Source organism: Halomonas sp. AOP27-A1-41, assembly GCF_052378605.1.
Classification (GTDB): Bacteria; Pseudomonadota; Gammaproteobacteria; order Pseudomonadales; family Halomonadaceae; genus Vreelandella; species Vreelandella citrativorans.
The window spans coordinates 1-17,070 of record NZ_JBQSXT010000024.1 but is presented as its reverse complement, the minus strand read 5'-3'; the positions used below and the strand labels follow the sequence as shown (position 1 = coordinate 17,070).

Annotated in this window: 18 protein-coding genes; 12 read left to right on the top strand and 6 right to left on the bottom strand. The window is 56.0% G+C overall.

The genetic code is table 11. The features are described from left to right. Positions 1–4 precede the first annotated feature (4 nt). The gene (locus ACT3TC_RS14305; RefSeq protein ID WP_444640468.1) at positions 5–2,512 is read right to left on the bottom strand and encodes a heavy metal translocating P-type ATPase; all 2,508 of its coding nucleotides are present in this window, start codon (positions 2,510–2,512) and stop codon (positions 5–7) included. Next, positions 2,509–2,937 (bottom strand): MerR family transcriptional regulator, encoded by a 429-nt coding sequence (locus ACT3TC_RS14300; RefSeq protein ID WP_444640466.1) that lies wholly within the window; start codon positions 2,935–2,937, stop codon positions 2,509–2,511. Before ACT3TC_RS14300 ends, ACT3TC_RS14305 begins: the two co-directional genes overlap by 4 nt. Positions 2,938–3,241: 304 nt before the next feature. Here ACT3TC_RS14300 and ACT3TC_RS14295 point away from each other — a divergent pair, with 304 nt between their 5' ends. Beyond that, positions 3,242–4,594 (top strand): OmpP1/FadL family transporter, encoded by a 1,353-nt coding sequence (locus ACT3TC_RS14295; protein ID WP_193055186.1) that lies wholly within the window; start codon positions 3,242–3,244, stop codon positions 4,592–4,594. 99 nt (positions 4,595–4,693) lie between these two features. Here the strand turns inward: ACT3TC_RS14295 and ACT3TC_RS14290 are convergent, their stop codons facing one another. Then, entirely contained in the window at positions 4,694–4,864 is a 171-nt protein-coding gene (locus ACT3TC_RS14290) for a hypothetical protein (RefSeq protein ID WP_193055187.1), read from the bottom strand. Between ACT3TC_RS14290 and prfB the strand changes: the two genes are divergently transcribed. The 7 genes from prfB to ACT3TC_RS14255 all read left to right on the top strand — a co-directional run bounded on the left by prfB (position 4,863) and on the right by ACT3TC_RS14255 (position 11,154). Then, positions 4,863–5,961, top strand: a protein-coding gene (gene prfB, locus ACT3TC_RS14285; RefSeq protein ID WP_172118525.1) for a peptide chain release factor 2 whose coding sequence is annotated in 2 segments (ribosomal slippage) — positions 4,863–4,937 and positions 4,939–5,961 — 1,098 coding nt in all. Because the reading frame shifts where the segments join, the coding sequence is not laid out codon by codon here. The two genes, ACT3TC_RS14290 and prfB, sit on opposite strands and share 2 nt — an antisense overlap. 34 nt (positions 5,962–5,995) lie before the next feature. Next, on the top strand, positions 5,996–7,507 hold the full coding sequence (gene lysS, locus ACT3TC_RS14280; RefSeq protein ID WP_444630226.1) for a lysine--tRNA ligase: 1,512 nt from the start codon (positions 5,996–5,998) through the stop codon (positions 7,505–7,507). A 90-nt stretch (positions 7,508–7,597) separates the two neighbouring features. Next, a complete protein-coding gene (locus tag ACT3TC_RS14275) occupies positions 7,598–7,984 on the top strand; it encodes a hypothetical protein (protein ID WP_172118523.1) in 387 nt (128 codons plus the stop codon). A gap of 145 nt (positions 7,985–8,129) precedes the next feature. Then, the gene (locus ACT3TC_RS14270; protein ID WP_444640465.1) at positions 8,130–9,530 is read left to right on the top strand and encodes an MFS transporter; all 1,401 of its coding nucleotides are present in this window, start codon (positions 8,130–8,132) and stop codon (positions 9,528–9,530) included. A 43-nt stretch (positions 9,531–9,573) separates the two neighbouring features. After that, positions 9,574–9,882: a BolA family protein gene (locus ACT3TC_RS14265; protein ID WP_172118521.1), complete on the top strand. Its 309-nt coding sequence runs from the start codon at positions 9,574–9,576 to the stop codon at positions 9,880–9,882. Continuing rightward, a complete protein-coding gene (locus tag ACT3TC_RS14260) occupies positions 9,879–10,718 on the top strand; it encodes a hypothetical protein (RefSeq protein ID WP_444640464.1) in 840 nt (279 codons plus the stop codon). Before ACT3TC_RS14265 ends, ACT3TC_RS14260 begins: the two co-directional genes overlap by 4 nt. After that, positions 10,696–11,154 carry a GNAT family N-acetyltransferase gene (locus ACT3TC_RS14255; protein WP_444640462.1) on the top strand — a complete coding sequence of 153 codons (459 nt, stop codon included), beginning with the start codon at positions 10,696–10,698 and terminating at the stop codon, positions 11,152–11,154. Before ACT3TC_RS14260 ends, ACT3TC_RS14255 begins: the two co-directional genes overlap by 23 nt. Here ACT3TC_RS14255 and zapB read toward each other — a convergent pair. Together zapB and rsmD are read right to left on the bottom strand one after the other, a co-directional pair. Next, complete coding sequence (zapB, locus tag ACT3TC_RS14250; RefSeq protein ID WP_172118518.1) at positions 11,147–11,329, bottom strand: cell division protein ZapB; 183 nt, start codon at positions 11,327–11,329, stop codon at positions 11,147–11,149. The two genes, ACT3TC_RS14255 and zapB, sit on opposite strands and share 8 nt — an antisense overlap. Before the next feature lie 93 nt (positions 11,330–11,422). Next, complete coding sequence (gene rsmD, locus ACT3TC_RS14245; protein ID WP_444640460.1) at positions 11,423–12,031, bottom strand: 16S rRNA (guanine(966)-N(2))-methyltransferase RsmD; 609 nt, start codon at positions 12,029–12,031, stop codon at positions 11,423–11,425. A gap of 90 nt (positions 12,032–12,121) precedes the next feature. On the opposite strand from rsmD, the gene ftsY reads away from it, so the two are divergent. The 4 genes from ftsY (at position 12,122) to rpoH (ending at position 16,390) form a co-directional block, all read left to right on the top strand. Beyond that, on the top strand, positions 12,122–13,582 hold the full coding sequence (gene ftsY / locus ACT3TC_RS14240) for a signal recognition particle-docking protein FtsY (RefSeq protein WP_444640458.1): 1,461 nt from the start codon (positions 12,122–12,124) through the stop codon (positions 13,580–13,582). Continuing rightward, positions 13,579–14,247: a cell division ATP-binding protein FtsE gene (gene ftsE / locus ACT3TC_RS14235; RefSeq protein WP_444640456.1), complete on the top strand. Its 669-nt coding sequence runs from the start codon at positions 13,579–13,581 to the stop codon at positions 14,245–14,247. The genes ftsY and ftsE overlap by 4 nt, the downstream gene beginning before the upstream one ends. Continuing rightward, positions 14,244–15,290 (top strand): permease-like cell division protein FtsX, encoded by a 1,047-nt coding sequence (gene ftsX, locus ACT3TC_RS14230; protein ID WP_444640455.1) that lies wholly within the window; start codon positions 14,244–14,246, stop codon positions 15,288–15,290. Before ftsE ends, ftsX begins: the two co-directional genes overlap by 4 nt. 233 nt (positions 15,291–15,523) lie before the next feature. Continuing rightward, positions 15,524–16,390 (top strand): RNA polymerase sigma factor RpoH, encoded by an 867-nt coding sequence (gene rpoH, locus ACT3TC_RS14225; protein ID WP_087110047.1) that lies wholly within the window; start codon positions 15,524–15,526, stop codon positions 16,388–16,390. Positions 16,391–16,484: 94 nt separating this feature from the next. Here the strand turns inward: rpoH and ACT3TC_RS14220 are convergent, their stop codons facing one another. After that, positions 16,485–16,784 carry a hypothetical protein gene (locus ACT3TC_RS14220; RefSeq protein WP_444640453.1) on the bottom strand — a complete coding sequence of 100 codons (300 nt, stop codon included), beginning with the start codon at positions 16,782–16,784 and terminating at the stop codon, positions 16,485–16,487. Between the last annotated feature and the right edge of the window lie 286 nt (positions 16,785–17,070).

Below are 17,070 nucleotides of genomic sequence, written 5' to 3'. Positions count from 1 at the left end.
AAGCTCATGAGGCCTCCTGTTGAGTGGGCTTCCAGAACCGCAGGCGATTGGCATTACTCACCACGGTGATGGAGGAGAGCGACATGGCGACCCCCGCGATAATCGGTGAAAGCAGCATGCCGGTTACCGGGTAGAGCAAGCCTGCCGCAACCGGGATGCACAGCACGTTATAACCAAAGGCGCCCACCAGGTTCTGCTTGATGTTGGCAAGCGTGGCGCGGCTGATTTCAATGGCTGAGGCCACGCCGTGAAGCGACCCACGCATGAGGGTGATCCCCGCGCTTTCCATGGCAATATCCGTCCCCTGGCCAATCGCAAAGCCGACGTTAGCGCGCGCCAGCGCCGGGGCATCGTTAATACCGTCGCCCACCATGCCGACGATTTCGCCTGCCTGCTGTAAGCGCTCAATCTCAGCGTGCTTGTCCTCGGGTGTCAGGCCCGCTTTGAACGTTGTAATGCCTACTTCGCGGGCAATCGCCGCGGCGCTATGCTGGTTATCGCCGGTCAGCATGACCACGTTCAGTCCATCCTGCTGCAAGCGCTTAACGGCCGCGACGGCATCGTGACGTAGTGGGTCGCTAATCCCGAAGAGCGCCGCTAGCTGATTATCCACTGCCAGATATACCAGCGTACGCGCCTTGTGTTGTAGCGTGTTAACCGCTTGCTGGGCAGATGAAAGATCAACTCCGGCAGCCTCAAGCAGGCGCGCATTGCCCAGCAGCAGCGCTTTTCCATCGCGGGTTTCGGCTTTTACGCCACCACCCGTAACACTTTCAAACCCTTGAATCTCAGCAGGCGCGGCGCCCTGAGCATCCGCGTAAGCGATAAGGGCTGCCGCCAGCGGATGCTCAGAACCACGCTCCAGGGCATGAACCAGGCCCAGCGCAGTGGTTTGATTCATGCCAAACAGCTGTGCATCGGTGACACTGGGTTTGCCTTCGGTGAGCGTGCCGGTTTTATCCACCACCAGCGTGGTGAGCTTGCTGGCGGTTTGTAGCGCTTCGCCGCTTCTTACCAGCACGCCCTGTTCGGCGGCCTTGCCCACGCCAATCATGGTGGAAATGGGGGTAGCAAGGCCCAGTGCGCAGGGGCAGGCAATAATCAGTACGGTGGTGGCCGCCACCAGCATATGAATCACGCGTGGCTCAGGGCCAACGTTAAACCACGCAAGTGCCGCCAGTACGGCAATAATGATGACGGACGGCACGAAGATGCTCGATACTTTATCCGCCAGCTCACCAATTGGCGGGCGCGAATTCTGGGCGCTGGCGACCTGCTCGGTGATTTGCCCAAGCCGGGTATCGCGGCCCACACGGGTCGCGCGATATACCAGCCCGCCCTGGCCGTTGACCGTGCCTGCGCTGACGTCATCGCCGGTTTGCTTGCTGACGGCCAGCGGCTCACCGGTCAACATGGACTCATCAATATGGCTCTGGCCTTCGGTGACTTCGCCATCAACGGGTAAGCGCTCGCCGGGGCGCACGCGGAGTTGGTCGCCTTCACGAACATCATCCACGTCTATTTCCTGCTCTTGGCCGTCGCGAATGACGCGTGCCGTGCGGCTTTGCAAATCAAGCAGGCGCTTTAGCGCGTTGCTGGTACGCCCACGGGCGCGAAGCTCCATGGCGTTACCCAGCAGGATAAGCCCAACCACCATCGCCGAGGCTTCAAAGTAGATTCCTTGGGCTATTTCAGGCAACCAGGGTGCAAACAGCACCACCGCCATGGAGTAGAGCCAAGCGGTGCCCGTACCCATCGCCACCAATGTATCCATATTGGCCTGGTGGCGTTTGAGATTCTTCCACGCATTGACAAAAAAGTGGCGCCCGGGAAAGGCAAGCACGCCCAGGGTCAAGATACCAATCACCAGCCAGTAAACGCGGCCCAGGCCTATAACGTGGGGATGATAGATAAACATGCTGAGCATCAGGGGGATGGCCAATGCCAGCGCGATGGTGCTACCCCGCAGCCGCTGCCGATAGGTAGTGGCATCTTGCTCGGTGCGAACGCGCTCGGCTTCACGCATATCCACAATTGGCTCCGCCGTGTAGCCCGCTGAGGCGACTGCGTTGATAAGGGCTTGTGTATCGGCACTGCCCATTACCTGGGCGGTGTGGGTCGCGAAGTTAACGCTGGCGGCTTCTACCCCGTGGGTATTTTTCAGTGCATTCTGAACGCTTTTAACGCAGCTGGCGCAGGTCATGCCGCTAATTGCCAAGCGCAGGTTGGCAGCTGTGGCCGGTATCTCAGCTGCCTCTGGCGGTGCTTCAGGCGCTGTCGGCGAGGCGGGTTCGCTGCTGGCCGGGTAGCCGGCTTTTTCCAGCGCCGTGTTCAGGCGGCTATCGTCCAGGCTTGTAGTAACTTCAAGGCGTTTTTCAGCTGGGGTGCCCACTACCTCAGCCGCTGGGTCTTCTGCCTGAATCGCCTCGCGCATCCGCTTAACGCAGCCCTGGCAGCTCATGCCACCTACCGTACGGAAAACCGTATGACGTGAAGTGGTTGTGTCGTTCATAAGGCCTCCCTGGAAGAGGACTCATCGGGAAAGCTTTCAATAAGGCGGCACACGCTATGCCCATCAGGTGTGCCGTCTGGCATGTGCTCCCAGCTTTCCAGCGCTTGCTCCATTCGCTGGGCCAGCGCTTCAAGTTCGGCAATCCGTGTACGGATCTGCGGCAGGCGGCAGGCGAGCAGGTCGCGCACCAGCGGGCAGGGCGAGTCGCCCTGGTCGGCATGCAGGAGAATGTCGCGTATCTCCGCTACGCTAAACCCCAGCTTGCGTGCACGCTGAATAAAGTGCAGCCGCTCAAGGTCGGTGCTTGAGAAAAGCTGATAGCCGTTATCTGGTTGGCGGCTCGGGAGAAGTAAGCCTTCGCGGGTGTAGTGGCGAACTGTCTCTGCCGTTACACCGCCCTGTTTGGCAAGCTCGCTGACTTTCATCGCGCACTCCTTACGTTTTTGTCCGCTGTTAGTAAGCGGTGGGAATGCACGTAGTGTAAAACCTATGGGTAACACGCAGGTCAAGAAGGGCTGTTCAATAATTCGCTAAAAAGGGCTTAAAACGAATAAAACAATGATTTAAAACGGTCGTACGACTAATGTATGAGCGAAAAACAAAATAAAACGCTCGTTTGCCCTTGAACCAAAGGCCACATTGGGCGAAAACTGAAGTGTATGCCTACGCTATAAAAACAGTACCAGCGGATGTCGCCATCCACAGGATCATCGGGACAAGAGGCCAACCATGTATAATAAATTTAATAAGCTCACTCTAGCAGCTGCGGTTTCGGCAGCTGTCTTCGCAAGCCAGGCACACGCTGGCGGTTATCAAATTAACGAGCAAAGCGTTAGCGGCCAAGGCTATGGTCATGCTGGGCGCAGTTCTAACGTACACGATGCCTCTATTGTGTACGGTAACCCGGCAGGTATGTCGTTCCTTGATCGTGCGCAGATCACGGTGGGGGGCACCTATCTTCATGTCAATACCGATGTCAATAATGCTACCTCTGGGCGTTCTTTGGAAACGCCTGCGGGCTCACTGCCTTTGGGGTCAGTAGAAGGAACCAATGAAGGTGACATGGTGCCCGGTACGCTGGTTCCTTTTGCTTTTTATGCACAACCGGTCAATGAGCAGTTAGCGTTTGGTTTCGGCGTATATGCACCGTTTGGTTCAAAAACAGAGTATGAAGGTGGTTTCGAGGGGCGTAACCAGGGGAATTATACGGAGGTGAAGGTAATGACTGCCCAGCCAACCGTCTCCTACCGCTTTAACGAGCAGTGGGGCGTCGGGTTGGGGATTACCTATAACCGCGTTGATGGCGAACTGCACCGACAGGTGCCCGTTGCGGTTGGGCAGGCAGCCAATGGGGCTCCGATCGTTACTGAGGTGGATTCACGTGTTGAAGGTGATGATGACGCATGGGGATATAACCTGGGGGTGATTTACCAACCGGTGCCTGAAACCACGTTTGGTTTAACGTATCGCTCAAAAGTTGACTTCAATTTGGACGGTAGCTTTTCCGCAAGCTCCCCTGTGCTTGATCAGTTAGGTATTGGAACCGTAACGGATACGGCTGCACTGGACTTGACTACGCCTGAGACGGTTAACTTCTCGATAACCCAGCAAATGAGCGACAACCTCAAACTCATGTTTGGGGCTTCCTGGGCTCGCTGGAGTCGCTTTGATCAAATCCTTGTTACCGGCACTGAGCGTGAAGAGATCACTAACGAACAGCAAAATTACTCCAATGCTTGGGCATTCTCCACCGGCGGCGAGTATCAGTTGACACCTGAACTGGCGTTGCGAGCAGGGGTAGCGCTGGACTTTACACCAACGCAGGATACGACACGCAGTGTGCGTATTCCTTCTGATGACCGGCGTATCTTCTCGCTGGGTGCTGGCTGGAGCCCTACACCGGACCTAACGCTTGATTTCGCTTACTCTTATCTAACCGAGCGCTCAACCCAAGTGGATCAAACAAAGACGGATAGCTTCACTGTGGCTGGACAGCAGACACCGCCCATTACATCTACCTACTCCGCCGGCTATAAAAACGAAGCCCACGGTTTCGGTGCTCAGCTAACCTATCGTTTTTAAACTGATCGTTTTTAAGCCCATGTTTTAGACGTCTTGGTGAAATACGTTTCTCACGCGCTAAATCGGTAGCTCTACTTCTGAACCCGGCACTCGCCGGGTTCAGGCATTCGTCGTCATGGCGAGTGGATGCGAGAAACGCCAGGTTTCGTTACAATGGGTTTTCAGAATTTCGCCGCTGTGGTGCTGGCTTGGAATCATCAAGCCAAGATGCCACAGCGGCGCGTCTTTCTTTTGAACCATGTCATATTGACCAAGGCCAGGGCGATCCATGTTGGAAACCAACCCGATACATAACCAGATCAAGGACCTGTCTGAGCGGACAGACGTTCTTAGGGGGTATCTTTGACTATGCCGAGCGTAAAGATCGGCTAGAAGAAGTCTCTCGCGAGCTCGAAGACCCGAATGTCTGGAACGACCCGGACTACGCACAAAAGCTGGGTAAAGAGCGCTCTTCCCTGGAAGCCATTGTGGCAACCATCGACGAACTGGACCAAGGCCTTGGCGACAGCCGCGACCTTCTGGAACTCGCCGAGATGGAAGAGGATGAGGACACGGTTGAAGAAGTGCGCCAAGAGCTTGATGGCCTTCAGGTCGCGCTTGAAAAGCTCGAATTTCGTCGCATGTTCTCCGGCGAAATGGATGAAAATAACGCCTACCTGGATATTCAATCCGGTTCGGGCGGTACGGAAGCGCAGGACTGGGCCAATATTCTGCTGCGCATGTATCTGCGCTGGGCAGAAAGCCACGGGTTCAAGGCTGAAATAACCGAAATCTCCGCAGGCGAAGTCGCAGGTATTAAGTCGGCCTCGCTGCATGTTCAGGGTGACTATGCGTTCGGTTGGCTGCGTACTGAAACCGGTGTTCACCGGCTGGTGCGTAAAAGCCCGTTCGACTCCGGCGGCCGTCGTCATACGTCGTTTGCGTCGGTATTCATGTCCCCGGAAGTTGATGACAGTTTCGAGGTTGATATTAACCCTTCGGACCTGCGCGTTGATACGTATCGCTCCAGCGGTGCGGGCGGTCAGCACGTTAACACCACCGATTCAGCGGTGCGGATTACCCACGAACCTACCGGTATTGTGGTGGCTTGCCAGAACCAGCGTAGCCAGCATGCCAACCGTGACTTCGCCATGAAGCAGTTAAAGGCGAGGCTCTGGGAGCATGAAATGCAAAAGCGTAATGCCGCCAAGCAGGAAGCGGAAGACTCCAAGGCCGATATCGGCTGGGGCAGCCAGATTCGCTCTTACGTGCTTGATGACCAGCGTATCAAGGATTTGCGCACCGGCGTGCAGTCCAGCAACTGTGACAAGGTACTCGACGGCGACCTGGACCAGTTTATCGTCGCCAGTCTCAAGCAGGGTTTGTAATCTTTTTAGCGTTCGAACATGAATAGGGTGCCCCATGGCTAACCAAGACGCGTCTTCTCCTGAAAACGAAAATCATCTTATTGCTGAACGTCGCGCCAAGCTCACCGCGCGTCGTGAGCTGGCCGCAGAGCAAGGGAAGAGTGCTTTCCCGAATGACTTTCGCCGCGATAGCCTGACCGTTGAGCTGCAGGAACGGCTGGGCGAGAAGGAAAAAGCCGAGCTGGAAACGCTTGACCATCACGCATCCGTGGCGGGGCGCATCATGCGCCAGCGCGGTCCGTTTATCGTGATTCAGGACGTGGCGGGGCAGATCCAGCTTTACGTGGATAAAAAAGGCCTGCCGGCGGATGTGCTTGATGACATCAAGAGCTGGGATATTGGTGACATCGTGGCGGCGCGCGGCCCGGTGCATAAATCCGGTAAGGGCGACCTGTACGTGATGATGGTCGATGCCCAGCTTCTGACCAAGAGCCTGCGCCCGCTGCCGGATAAATTCCACGGCCTGACGGACCAGGAGGCGCGCTATCGCCAGCGCTATGTGGATCTGATCATGAACCCGCAGTCGCGCAAAGCGTTTGAAACGCGGGCGGCGGTGATCAGCTCCATGCGCCGTTTCTTTGAAACGCGTGGCTTTATGGAAGTGGAAACGCCGATGCTTCAGGCGATTCCTGGCGGTGCGACGGCGCGTCCGTTTGTGACTCACCACAACGCGCTGGATATGGATATGTATCTGCGCATCGCGCCTGAGCTTTATCTTAAGCGTTTGGTGGTGGGTGGTTTCGAGAAAGTCTTCGAAATCAACCGCAACTTCCGTAATGAAGGTCTTTCGACGCGGCACAATCCTGAATTCACCATGGTCGAATTCTACTGGGCGTATGCCGACTATAACGACCTGATGGATATGACCGAAGCGATGCTGCGCACTGCAGCCGAAGAAGTGCTGGGCACCACCACGCTTGAGTACCAAGGGGCAAGCTACGACTTTGGCCAGCCGTTCAAGCGATTGACGCTTAAACAGTCGATTCTGGATCACGGTGATGGCATTACCGATGCAGACCTGGGTAGCCTTGAAGCGGCGCGCGTGACCGCTCAGGCGCTGGGCATCAAGGTCAAAGACAGCTGGGGCCTGGGGAAAGTCCAAACGGAAATTTTCGAAGAAGTGGCCGAGCATAAGCTCGACCAGCCGACGTTTATTACCGAATACCCGGCTGAAGTCAGCCCGCTGGCGCGCCGCAACGATGCTAATCCGTTTGTCACTGACCGCTTCGAGTTCTTTGTGGGCGGGCGTGAAATTGCCAACGGCTTCTCGGAGCTAAACGATGCCGAGGACCAGGCCGAGCGCTTCCGCGCACAAGCCGCCGAGAAAGATGCAGGCGACCTGGAAGCGATGTACTACGATGCTGACTACGTGCGTGCACTGGAGTACGGCATGCCGCCTACCGCCGGTGAGGGTATCGGGATTGATCGTTTGGTCATGCTGTTTACCGACAGCGCGTCCATACGTGATGTATTGCTGTTCCCAGCAATGCGCCCTGAGGCTGAGTAGCACGCTGGATGGAATGAGGTAGACTAAAAGTTGGTAAGGGCGCGATTTAGCGCCCATAATGGTCAACGTTTCGACGGCGAGGAGAATCCCATGAAACTGCTAAACCGCTCCGCTCTGAGCGTCAGGCCGACCCAGCCCTTTGTGGACTGGATCAATGCGCTGGAACCCACCATGGGAGACGACGACCTGACACTGGACGACGTCGAACGTGAAAGTACCATTTACCTGATTCCTGAAATGGATACCCCGGAAGCGCTCGAAACCTTCGTGCACGACCGCTATGTAGAAATCCTCGAAACCGAGTTGCGCGCTTGGGAAGAGGATGAGCGCCAATGGCCAGAGCCGCTTGATTGGGCGCTGTTCAAGTCATTTCTTAGCGTTGAGCACAGTTATCTCGCCATCGATCTGGATGATGAGACAGCGCTTGAAATTTCTGACGTTGATGATGCGTTACTGCTCGACAGCGACCAGGATTAACGTTCGGCACTAGTTAGGCGCTATCTCATCATGACGTAACTCATGACGCACTTCTCTGCTCTTGGGCAGTTGTGCTCAGACACGTTAAAACCGGCTTAGGCCGGTTTTAACGTGTTAGCCGTTTCGTTTTAGGAATACCCCACTCATGCGACTGTTTCAAACCCGTCCTGGAGACGACGGCCTGCCCGGGCCGGAGCGTGCCTTGGCGGTATTGGCCCTGATTACTGGCACGCTAATGGCGGTGATGGACACCACCATGATTAATTTGGCGCTGCCGACCATTGCAGCAGACTTAAACGCCTCTGCTGCACGCTCGGTGTGGATCGCCAACATGTTTCAGGTGGTGTGTGCCGCCTTCTTACTGGTGTTTGCCGGGGTCAGCGAGCTGGTAACGCGGCGGCGTATTTATCTGTTTGGGCTTGGCACGTTTATGGTGGGCGCATTGGGGGCGGCACTGTCACGTAATTTAGAAACGCTGCTGGTGTTTCGTGCCTTGCAGGGGCTAGGCGCCGCCGCCACGCTCTCTATTGGCCCTTCGCTTTACCGGGCGATATTTCCCTCACGCCTATTGGGTAGTGCGTTAGGGTTAAGTGCGCTCGTTGTCGCGGGTGGTTATGCCGCAGGGCCAACGCTGAGCGGTGTTATTTTATCTTTTGCGGACTGGCCGTGGTTGTTTGCGCTTAATCTGCCCCTGGGGCTGTGCTCGTTATGGTTTGCCAAGCGCGCACTGCCTCGGGATAAGCCCCGGCAAGGAAGTTTTGATGTTCTGGGGGCGCTGTTGTCCATGCTGATGCTGGCGAGTTTCTTTCTGGCCATGGACGCGGTGGGGCACGCAGCACCGTTTGGCCTGTTGGGCGCCTGGATACTGCTTACCATAGCAAGTGCTGCCGGATTTATTATGCGCCAACGTCGCGCGCTTTATCCCTTGCTACCGCTGAGTATGTTTGCTGAAAAGCGCTTTACGCTTGCGGTATCCGCCTCAGGCCTTGCGTTTATTGGTCAGGGTCTGACCTTTGTCGCGCTGTCGTTTTATTATCAGGAGCAAATGGGGCTTTCGCCCCTGGAGACCGCTTGGCTGTTTACCCCGTGGCCGCTTGGGATCATGCTGGTAGGGCCGTTGGCGGGTCGTTTGGCGGATCGAATCAATCCAAGCGTGCTTTCAAGCACCGGCCTGGGGTTGATCATTATCGGTCTGGTCGCGCTGGCACTGGTGGATGAAACCATGGGCGTCATGGAAAGCCTATGGCGTACGGCGCTGTGCGGTATCGGTTTTGGTCTGTTCCAGCCACCCAATAACCGCGAAATGATGGGCAGCCTTCCGGCGGAGCGCAGTGCCAGTGTGTCAGGCGTGATGAGCACTATTCGCACGGTAGGTCAGTCGTTTGGGGTGGCGATAGTTGGGGCAGCATTAGCGCTTGGGTTTGAGGTTCAGATAACCCTCTGGCTGGGAGCGGCAACGTCGTTTCTGGCGCTTTTGGCAAGCCTTTCAAGAGTGTCGCTTGCCCGGCGTGCACTGGTTGAACGCCGGGCATCGTCTGGTGGCTAGTAAGCGCGTACAATAAAAATGTTGAATATCGAGGAGAGCATTAATGACGGTGCAAGCACAGATTGAACAGAAGTTAGCGGCGCTAGTGCCTGAAGTAGTGCGCGTGGAGAACGAAAGCCACATGCACAGCGTGCCCGCCAACTCCGAAACCCACTTCAAGGTAACGCTGGTTAGTGACATTTTCGATGGCCTGATGCCGGTGAAGCGTCACCAGAAAATCTACGCACTGTTGGCCGATGAGCTTTCCGGCCCGGTGCACGCGCTAGCTTTGCATCTTTATACGCCGGTTGAATGGCAGGCGAGAGGCGGAGAACGTCCTGATTCACCCAACTGTCGTGGCGGCGGCCAGTGACGCCAGAGGTTACCCGGCGCCACTATCTGGATGCCATGGGCATTACCGCCTGGGCATCGCGCTATCAACTGCCCAATGCGCTGCCGACCGAAGCTTGCGAGTGGGATGAGACGCCGCCGGAAAGAACGCCCCCGCGTGAGCGTCTCCAGGCGTTGCTTGACGATGCGCCAACCCCGCGTAGCGAGCCCAAGGCACCAAGCGTTAACTCGCCTGCGCCAGCGCCTTCTTCAGTGCGTGCTTTGCTCGGCCAAGCGCCAGCGGATAAGCCGCCTACTGAACCAATGCCCGTTGAATCAGTACCCATTGAAGCCGTACCTGGCTCGACGCCTGCGGTATCAGCTAAACCGCTGCAATTTTCGCTTTCCTGCGTGTGTATAGGACAGCGATGGTTGAGCTTGCACCCTGGCGAGATAACGCCCCAGGCGCAGCGCCTGCTTGCCAACATTTGGCAGGCCGTTGGTATCGCGCCGGATGCGTTATCCAGCGTCACGCTGTTTAAGTGGCCGTTAATGGCCAATACCTTTGCAGAAGACCCTCTTGAAGAAGCCAGAGAAGGGCTCTCTGCGTTTATGTCAGGCTGTGCGAGTCGACAGGGCTGGGCGCTTGAGCGCGTACTCTGGTGGGGGGAGCAACCCGAAGACGATAGCGCTGCTGATATCCTTAGCGTTTTGAATATTCAGCAAGCGCGTAGCGATACGCTGGAACTGCCGATATGGCAGGGCGTAGCGCTTGAACATCTTGTTAAAAATGGCGCTGCCAAGCGTGACCTTTGGCCCCAGCTGCACGCATTAGGCCAGCAGTGGAAAACACTCAATGACCCCGACAATGATCGCTGAGCTTCAGGCAAGCGACGGCCTACGCTTAGTCACTCTTGAAGCGCAGGCCCAAAGTGGAGCGAGTGAGCGCCAGCTTAATGCGGCATTAACCGATACGGATGCCTGCGTAGTGGGCTGTTTTCAAGAAAATGTCCTGGTAGGCTATGCGCTGGTAGCGCGCTTACCCTTTGATGCTGAGCTTCAAGCCATTGGCGTAGACCCTGCTCACCGCCATTTAGGGCTGGGGTATGGGTTAATGCAGGCAGTGATGTTAAAAGCGGCTGAGTGGCAAAGTGAGCGTTTACTGCTGGAAGTGCGGGCGAGCAACAAGGCTGCGATTAGCCTTTATCAACGTTTTGATTTTGAGGTGGATGGGCAGCGTAAAGGCTATTACCCGGCAGTACAGGGTGCTGCCGGGCGTGAAGACGCACTGCTAATGTCGCGTACGCTTAGTTAGCGATCCCTTCAAACTTGCTGAGTAAGCTGTTCAAACGGCGTTCCCACTCTTCGCGCTCTTGCTTGAGTTTGGTGTTTTCGTCGCGCAGCTCTTCATTTTCCAGCTTCATCATTTCCAACGCTTCCACCGTATCGGTGACTTTTTGCTCAAGCTGATTGAACAGTTCCAGGCTCATGTAAACCTCCAGGTTATAAAAACAAACAACAGGCGTGCCAACAGGTTGAATCAAGCGAGCGTAACGCCCGTAGGCGTCATCGGCAAGCGCTGTTTACGGGGTCTGGCGTTGATAAAGCCGGGCAGTACTTTCACCCGCTTGGGTTTCGCGGTGTAGCTGCCAGTTAGCAGGAGGCGTTGGGTCTAATGAGCGTTCGGTTTCCAGGTAAATCATGGCGTCGGGCGCGAGCCAGCCAAGAGTCTCCAGTGCGTTACAGCAACGTGTAGCAAGCCCCTTGTGAAAGGGTGGGTCAAGAAATACCAGGTGATAAGGGCTAGGCGGCTGGCTCAAAAACGTGTTTGCATCGCATGCAGTGACTTGGCCTTGGGTTGCGCCAAGCGTGGCCAGGTTTTGAGTAATGTAGGCGGCTACACTGTTGTCACGTTCGATAAAGTCAACGTGAGCGGCACCGCGCGAAAGCGCTTCAATACCCAGTGCGCCGGTGCCCGCGAACAGGTCCAGCACATGTTGGCCATAGAGCTGCTGCCCCAGCCAGTTAAACAGCGTTTCACGTACTCTGTCTGGCGTTGGCCGTAAGCCGGGCCGGTCAAGCACAGGTAGCTGGCGGCGGCGAAAATCACCACCGATAATACGAAGCTTGCCAGGCTGCCGGGTGGGCGTGCCTTTGGAAGCGGATGGGCGAGAGGAGCGTTGTCGTGTCATATCGGGGATTGTAGCGGGCTACTTATCCAAAGTCTTGGTTGGCGGTGGTAGGATGGTCACAATGTTCACCTTTTAAGTCGGATGACTCCCATGTTTGGTTTTTTCAAACGTAAGAAAAAGCACGACTCCCAACAGGAGCCGCAAGAGCAACGCCCGCAGGAACTCAATGATGATGCGCAGCTTGACGCGCCGCCGCAGGAACCGCTAGCCGACGTTGAAAATGGCGCGCCAGTGACAGAGCCTGAGCCCGAGGTTAAGCCAGAGCCGCCTGAGCCTGAGGTCGAGCCTGCGCCAGCGCCACCTGACGTTAAGCCAGAACCGCCTGAGCCTGAGGTTGAGCCCGCGCCAGCGCCTCCTGAGGTTAAGCCAGCGCCTCCTGAAGTTAAGCCAGAGCCGGCTGAGCCTGAGGTTGAGCCCGCACCTGCGCCTCCCGAGGTGAAGCCGGAATCGCCGGAACCCGAAATTAAGCCAGCGCGTGAGCCCGACATTAGCCCGGTTCCTGAGCCTGAAGTCGACCCGGAACCGACTGAGCTTGACGTTCAGCCGGAGGGCCAGCCCGAGCAGAAGCCTGCACTTCAAGAAAAGCCGGTGGCCACTAGTGGCGAGAAGAAGGGCTGGTTTGCGCGAATTAAGTCAGGCCTGGGCAAAACGCGCGCTAACTTAACCGACGGCATCGCCGATCTGTTTTTGGGAAAAAAGCAGATTGATGATGAGCTTTTAGAGGATTTGGAAACCCAACTGCTGATGGCGGATGTGGGGATTGAAGCGACCAGCGAGATTATTGGACGCCTTGAAGCACGCGTCTCGCGTAAAGAGTTGAATAACCCTGAGGCGCTTTATCGTGCGCTTCAGGAAGAGCTGGCTGCCATGCTTGGGCAGGTGGCAACGCCGCTTGATTTGAGTAAGCAAACGGACGGCCCCTTTGTGATTTTGGTAGTAGGGGTGAACGGCGTGGGTAAAACCACGACGATCGGCAAGCTGACCCAGCGTTTTCAGCGCGAGGGAAAAAGCGTCATGCTGGCCGCAGGGGATACCTTCCGGGCGGCGGCGGTTGAGCAGCTTAAGGTGTGGGGAGAGCGCAATAGCGTACCGGTCATCGCTCAACATACTGGCGCCGATAGCGCTTCGGTCATTTATGATGCAGTCGCCGCCGCTAAAGCGCGCGGCGTAGATATTCTTATTGCCGATACGGCAGGTCGCTTGCACAACAAAAGCCATCTGATGGAAGAGTTAAAGAAGGTCCATCGTGTGATGCAAAAGCTGGATAGCACAGCGCCGCATGAAGTGATGCTGGTGCTGGATGCAGGTACGGGGCAAAACGCGATTGCGCAGGCGAGCACATTCCACGAAGCCGTGCCCATCACGGGGATTACGCTAACCAAGCTGGACGGTACGGCCAAAGGGGGAATTATTTTTGCCTTGGCCAAACAGCTCGAGACGCCCATTCGCTTTATCGGCGTAGGCGAAGGGCTGGACGATTTACGCCCCTTCGAGGCAGACGACTTCGTTAGCGCACTGTTTGACCGCCAAGAGGACGATGCCAGCGCATGATCGCTTTTGAGCATGTCGGCAAGCGCTATGGAGGGCGCTTTGAAGCCCTGGCGCATCTGGACTTTCGTGTGGCCCGCGGTGAAATGGTGTTTTTGACCGGTCACTCGGGCGCGGGTAAAAGCTCTTTGCTGCGCCTGATTATGCGACTTGAAAAGCCTAGCCGTGGGCGTGTGATCGTGGCGGGGCACAATATTGCCCAGCTTCATGCAAGCCAGGTGCCTTTTTATCGGCGCCAGATTGGGGTGGTGTTTCAGGATCACCAACTGCTGTTTGATAGAAGCGTGTTTCATAACGTCTCGCTGCCGCTGGATATTCAAGGCATTGAGCCGCGGGAGTCGGCGCGCCGCGTGCGCGCCGCGCTCGATAAAGTGGGGCTTTTACACCGTGAGAAGGCGCTGCCCGTTGAGCTTTCCGGTGGTGAGCAGCAGCGTGTCGGCATTGCCCGAGCGGTGGTTAATAAGCCCGCGCTTCTCCTGGCCGATGAGCCAACCGGTAACCTGGACCCCCAGCTTTCCGCCGATATCATGGCGCTTTTTGAAGACTTCAATCGCATCGGCACCACGGTAATGATCGCAAGTCACGACCTCGCGCTGATTGCTCGTTTGCGCCACCGTATTTTGCGCTTGCGTGATGGGCGCTTAGTGGCTGATGAGGGCGCAGTATGAAACCATCGGCAACACCGCGTCGCGCAAAAGGCGCTGCACCGAAAGCGGGGCGCAAAGTATCTACCCAGCGTCAGGAAGCCCCACCTCCCAAACGGCGCGGAGCCAATTCGCAGCAAACGCGTTTTTCAAGCCGTTTACGTGCCTGGGGGCGCCACCATCGGGCGATGAGTTGGGACAGCTTTTATCGGCTGTTGCGCCACCCCGTCGGCAGCCTGCTGACAATGCTCGCGATTGCTATTGCCCTCGTGCTTCCGGCTGCGCTGTGGCTGACGCTGGATAGTGCTCGATTGCTGGATGCCGAGCTGGATGAGAGCGCAACCCTCACGGTGTACTTAGAAACCACCGTTGACCCGGCTCAAGCGGCGCGGATTGATGAGGCGGTAAGCGCTGAGCAGGCGGTGCTAGAGACGCGCTTGATCAGTGCCGAGCAGGGTATGGTCGAGTTTCAAGAGTCGCTGGGGCTGGACGATGCGCTGGCGGGGCTGGATGCTAATCCGCTTCCCGCGAGCATCGTGGTGCGTCCACAAAGCGTGGAGCTGGCATCCATGGAGCAACTGTCTGTTTCGTTAGCCTCTCTGACAGGCGTTGATGAGGTTCGGGTGGATTTGGCCTGGGTGGAGCGCTTACGCCATTTGGCTGCACTTGGCCGACGCGTTGCGTTAGCGCTAGGTCTGCTGTTTGGATTAGGGGTGCTCTTGGTGGTCGGTAATACGATTCGCTTGGCCGTTGAAAGCCGACGCCGCGAAATCGAGGTGGTCATGCTGATTGGTGCCACGCACGCTTTTGTACGTCGCCCGTTTTTATACAGCGGGGCGTGGTATGGTCTTGGGGGCGGTATATTGTCGCTGGGTTTGCTGGGCTTGGGGAATCACTGGCTGTCGCTGCCGGTCGCCGCGTTAGCGGCTAGCTATGGTGCAAGCTTTTCGTTGCCGCAGCTGGATATCACAGGCTCTACAATTTTGCTATCCTGCAGTACACTATTAGGTTGGTTGGGCGCTTGGCTGGCAGTGACCCGTCATCTTTCCAGTATCCGCCCCCGCTAAGCGTGTGTGGCGCTGTCTGCGAACGGTAATAATGTTTTATTACTCTGGCTAGCGCCGACGCAATCTGGCTTAAGCCGATAGCACATTTCGGCAAAACAGGCAGCAGAAACAAGTGAACTTTGCCGCTTAGGCAAGGTCTTAATGGTTAATTGAGGCGTGCGGACGTAAATACAACGACGTCATTACAACTACGTACGTCAATCACGATAGATGATAAGGGAGACCACCTGCACATGAGCACTAGTCTTCTACCGGTGGGACAGCTTTCTCCAGGTCACGACTTGGGCGGCTACATTCGAGCAGTTAACGGCATTTCGGTGCTGAGCGTTGAGGAAGAGCGCGAACTTGCTTTTCGTCTTTATGATGAAGCTGATTTAGAGGCTGCGCGCCGCTTGGTTCTCTCGCACTTGCGCTTTGTTGTGCATATTGCTCGCAGTTATTCAGGCTATGGGTTGCCCCAGGCAGACCTGATTCAGGAAGGTAACGTCGGCTTGATGAAAGCCGTAAAGCGTTTTGATCCTAACCAGGGGGTACGCCTAGTATCGTTTGCGGTTCATTGGATCAAGGCTGAGATACACGAATTTGTACTGCGTAACTGGCGGATTGTTAAAATCGCCACGACGAAAGCTCAGCGTAAGCTGTTCTTTAACCTGCGCAGCGCCAAGAAGCGCCTTGCCTGGTTGAACAACGATGAAGTAGATGCCATCGCTAAAGACCTCGACGTTAAGCCGGAAGTCGTGCGGGATATGGAAGGCCGCCTTTCCGCTTATGATGCAGGCTATGATGCTTCACCGAGCGATGACGAAGAGAGCACGTATCAGGCGCCCGCTTACTTTTTGGATGACGCCTCTGCTGACCCGGCGACCAAGCTTGAAGACAGTGATTTTGAGGAAGACTCAACGCGCCGTCTGCAGCTTGCTTTGAAAGGTCTGGATGAGCGTTCGCGGGACATTTTGCAGCGCCGCTGGCTGACCGATAATAAAGCGACCCTGCATGATTTGGCCGATGTGTACGGCGTTAGCGCTGAACGTATTCGCCAGCTTGAGAAAAACGCGATGAAAAAGCTGCGCCAAAAAATGGGCGATGCTATCGCGGCGTAAGTCTACGTAGTTAGCTGTTCATAGCCAAAAACCGGCCTCTATCAATTAGAGCGCCGGTTTTTTTATGGCTGTTTTATGCGTATGAAGTGGTTTTTTAACGCCGTGCTCTGACATATTTCCACAGCCCGCCACCAGGCAGTATTAACGCGATAAAGCAGCAGGCTGCTGCGGGCGCTGCAACGTCCAAAAACGAGTCCAACGTCCAGTGGTTGAATAAACCATAGAGGTACCACACCTCGTTGGGCCCGCCACCCGCATATTCATGCTGGGCTATCTCGCGGCCTAAAAAGATGGCCACCACCAAACAACCCGCCACCCAGCGGCCAACAAACGGCCATAGCAAGCCTTGAAAGATCAGCGCGATAATCGTGTGCTCAAGGTGGGTAATATTCAAAAGCGCCTTCCTTTGGCGGAATGGTTGATCTGGCATGGATGATGTGTCTATAGGCCGCCATCGAAGTGTTGGAGCTTGAACCACCTGAGGTCTAAAGATTAAGGAAAAAGATAAGCTCTGGATATCAGATATCAACTGGTTAGTTCTAGCTTCATTATGAAGTCCGTATCGCAAATATCACCCATCAGGAAGTCATGTGTACCAATGACGACAAATCCTCGTGACTTGTAAAATGCTATCGCTTGTTGGTTATTTTCCCATACGCCTAGCCATAGGTATGTGCTAG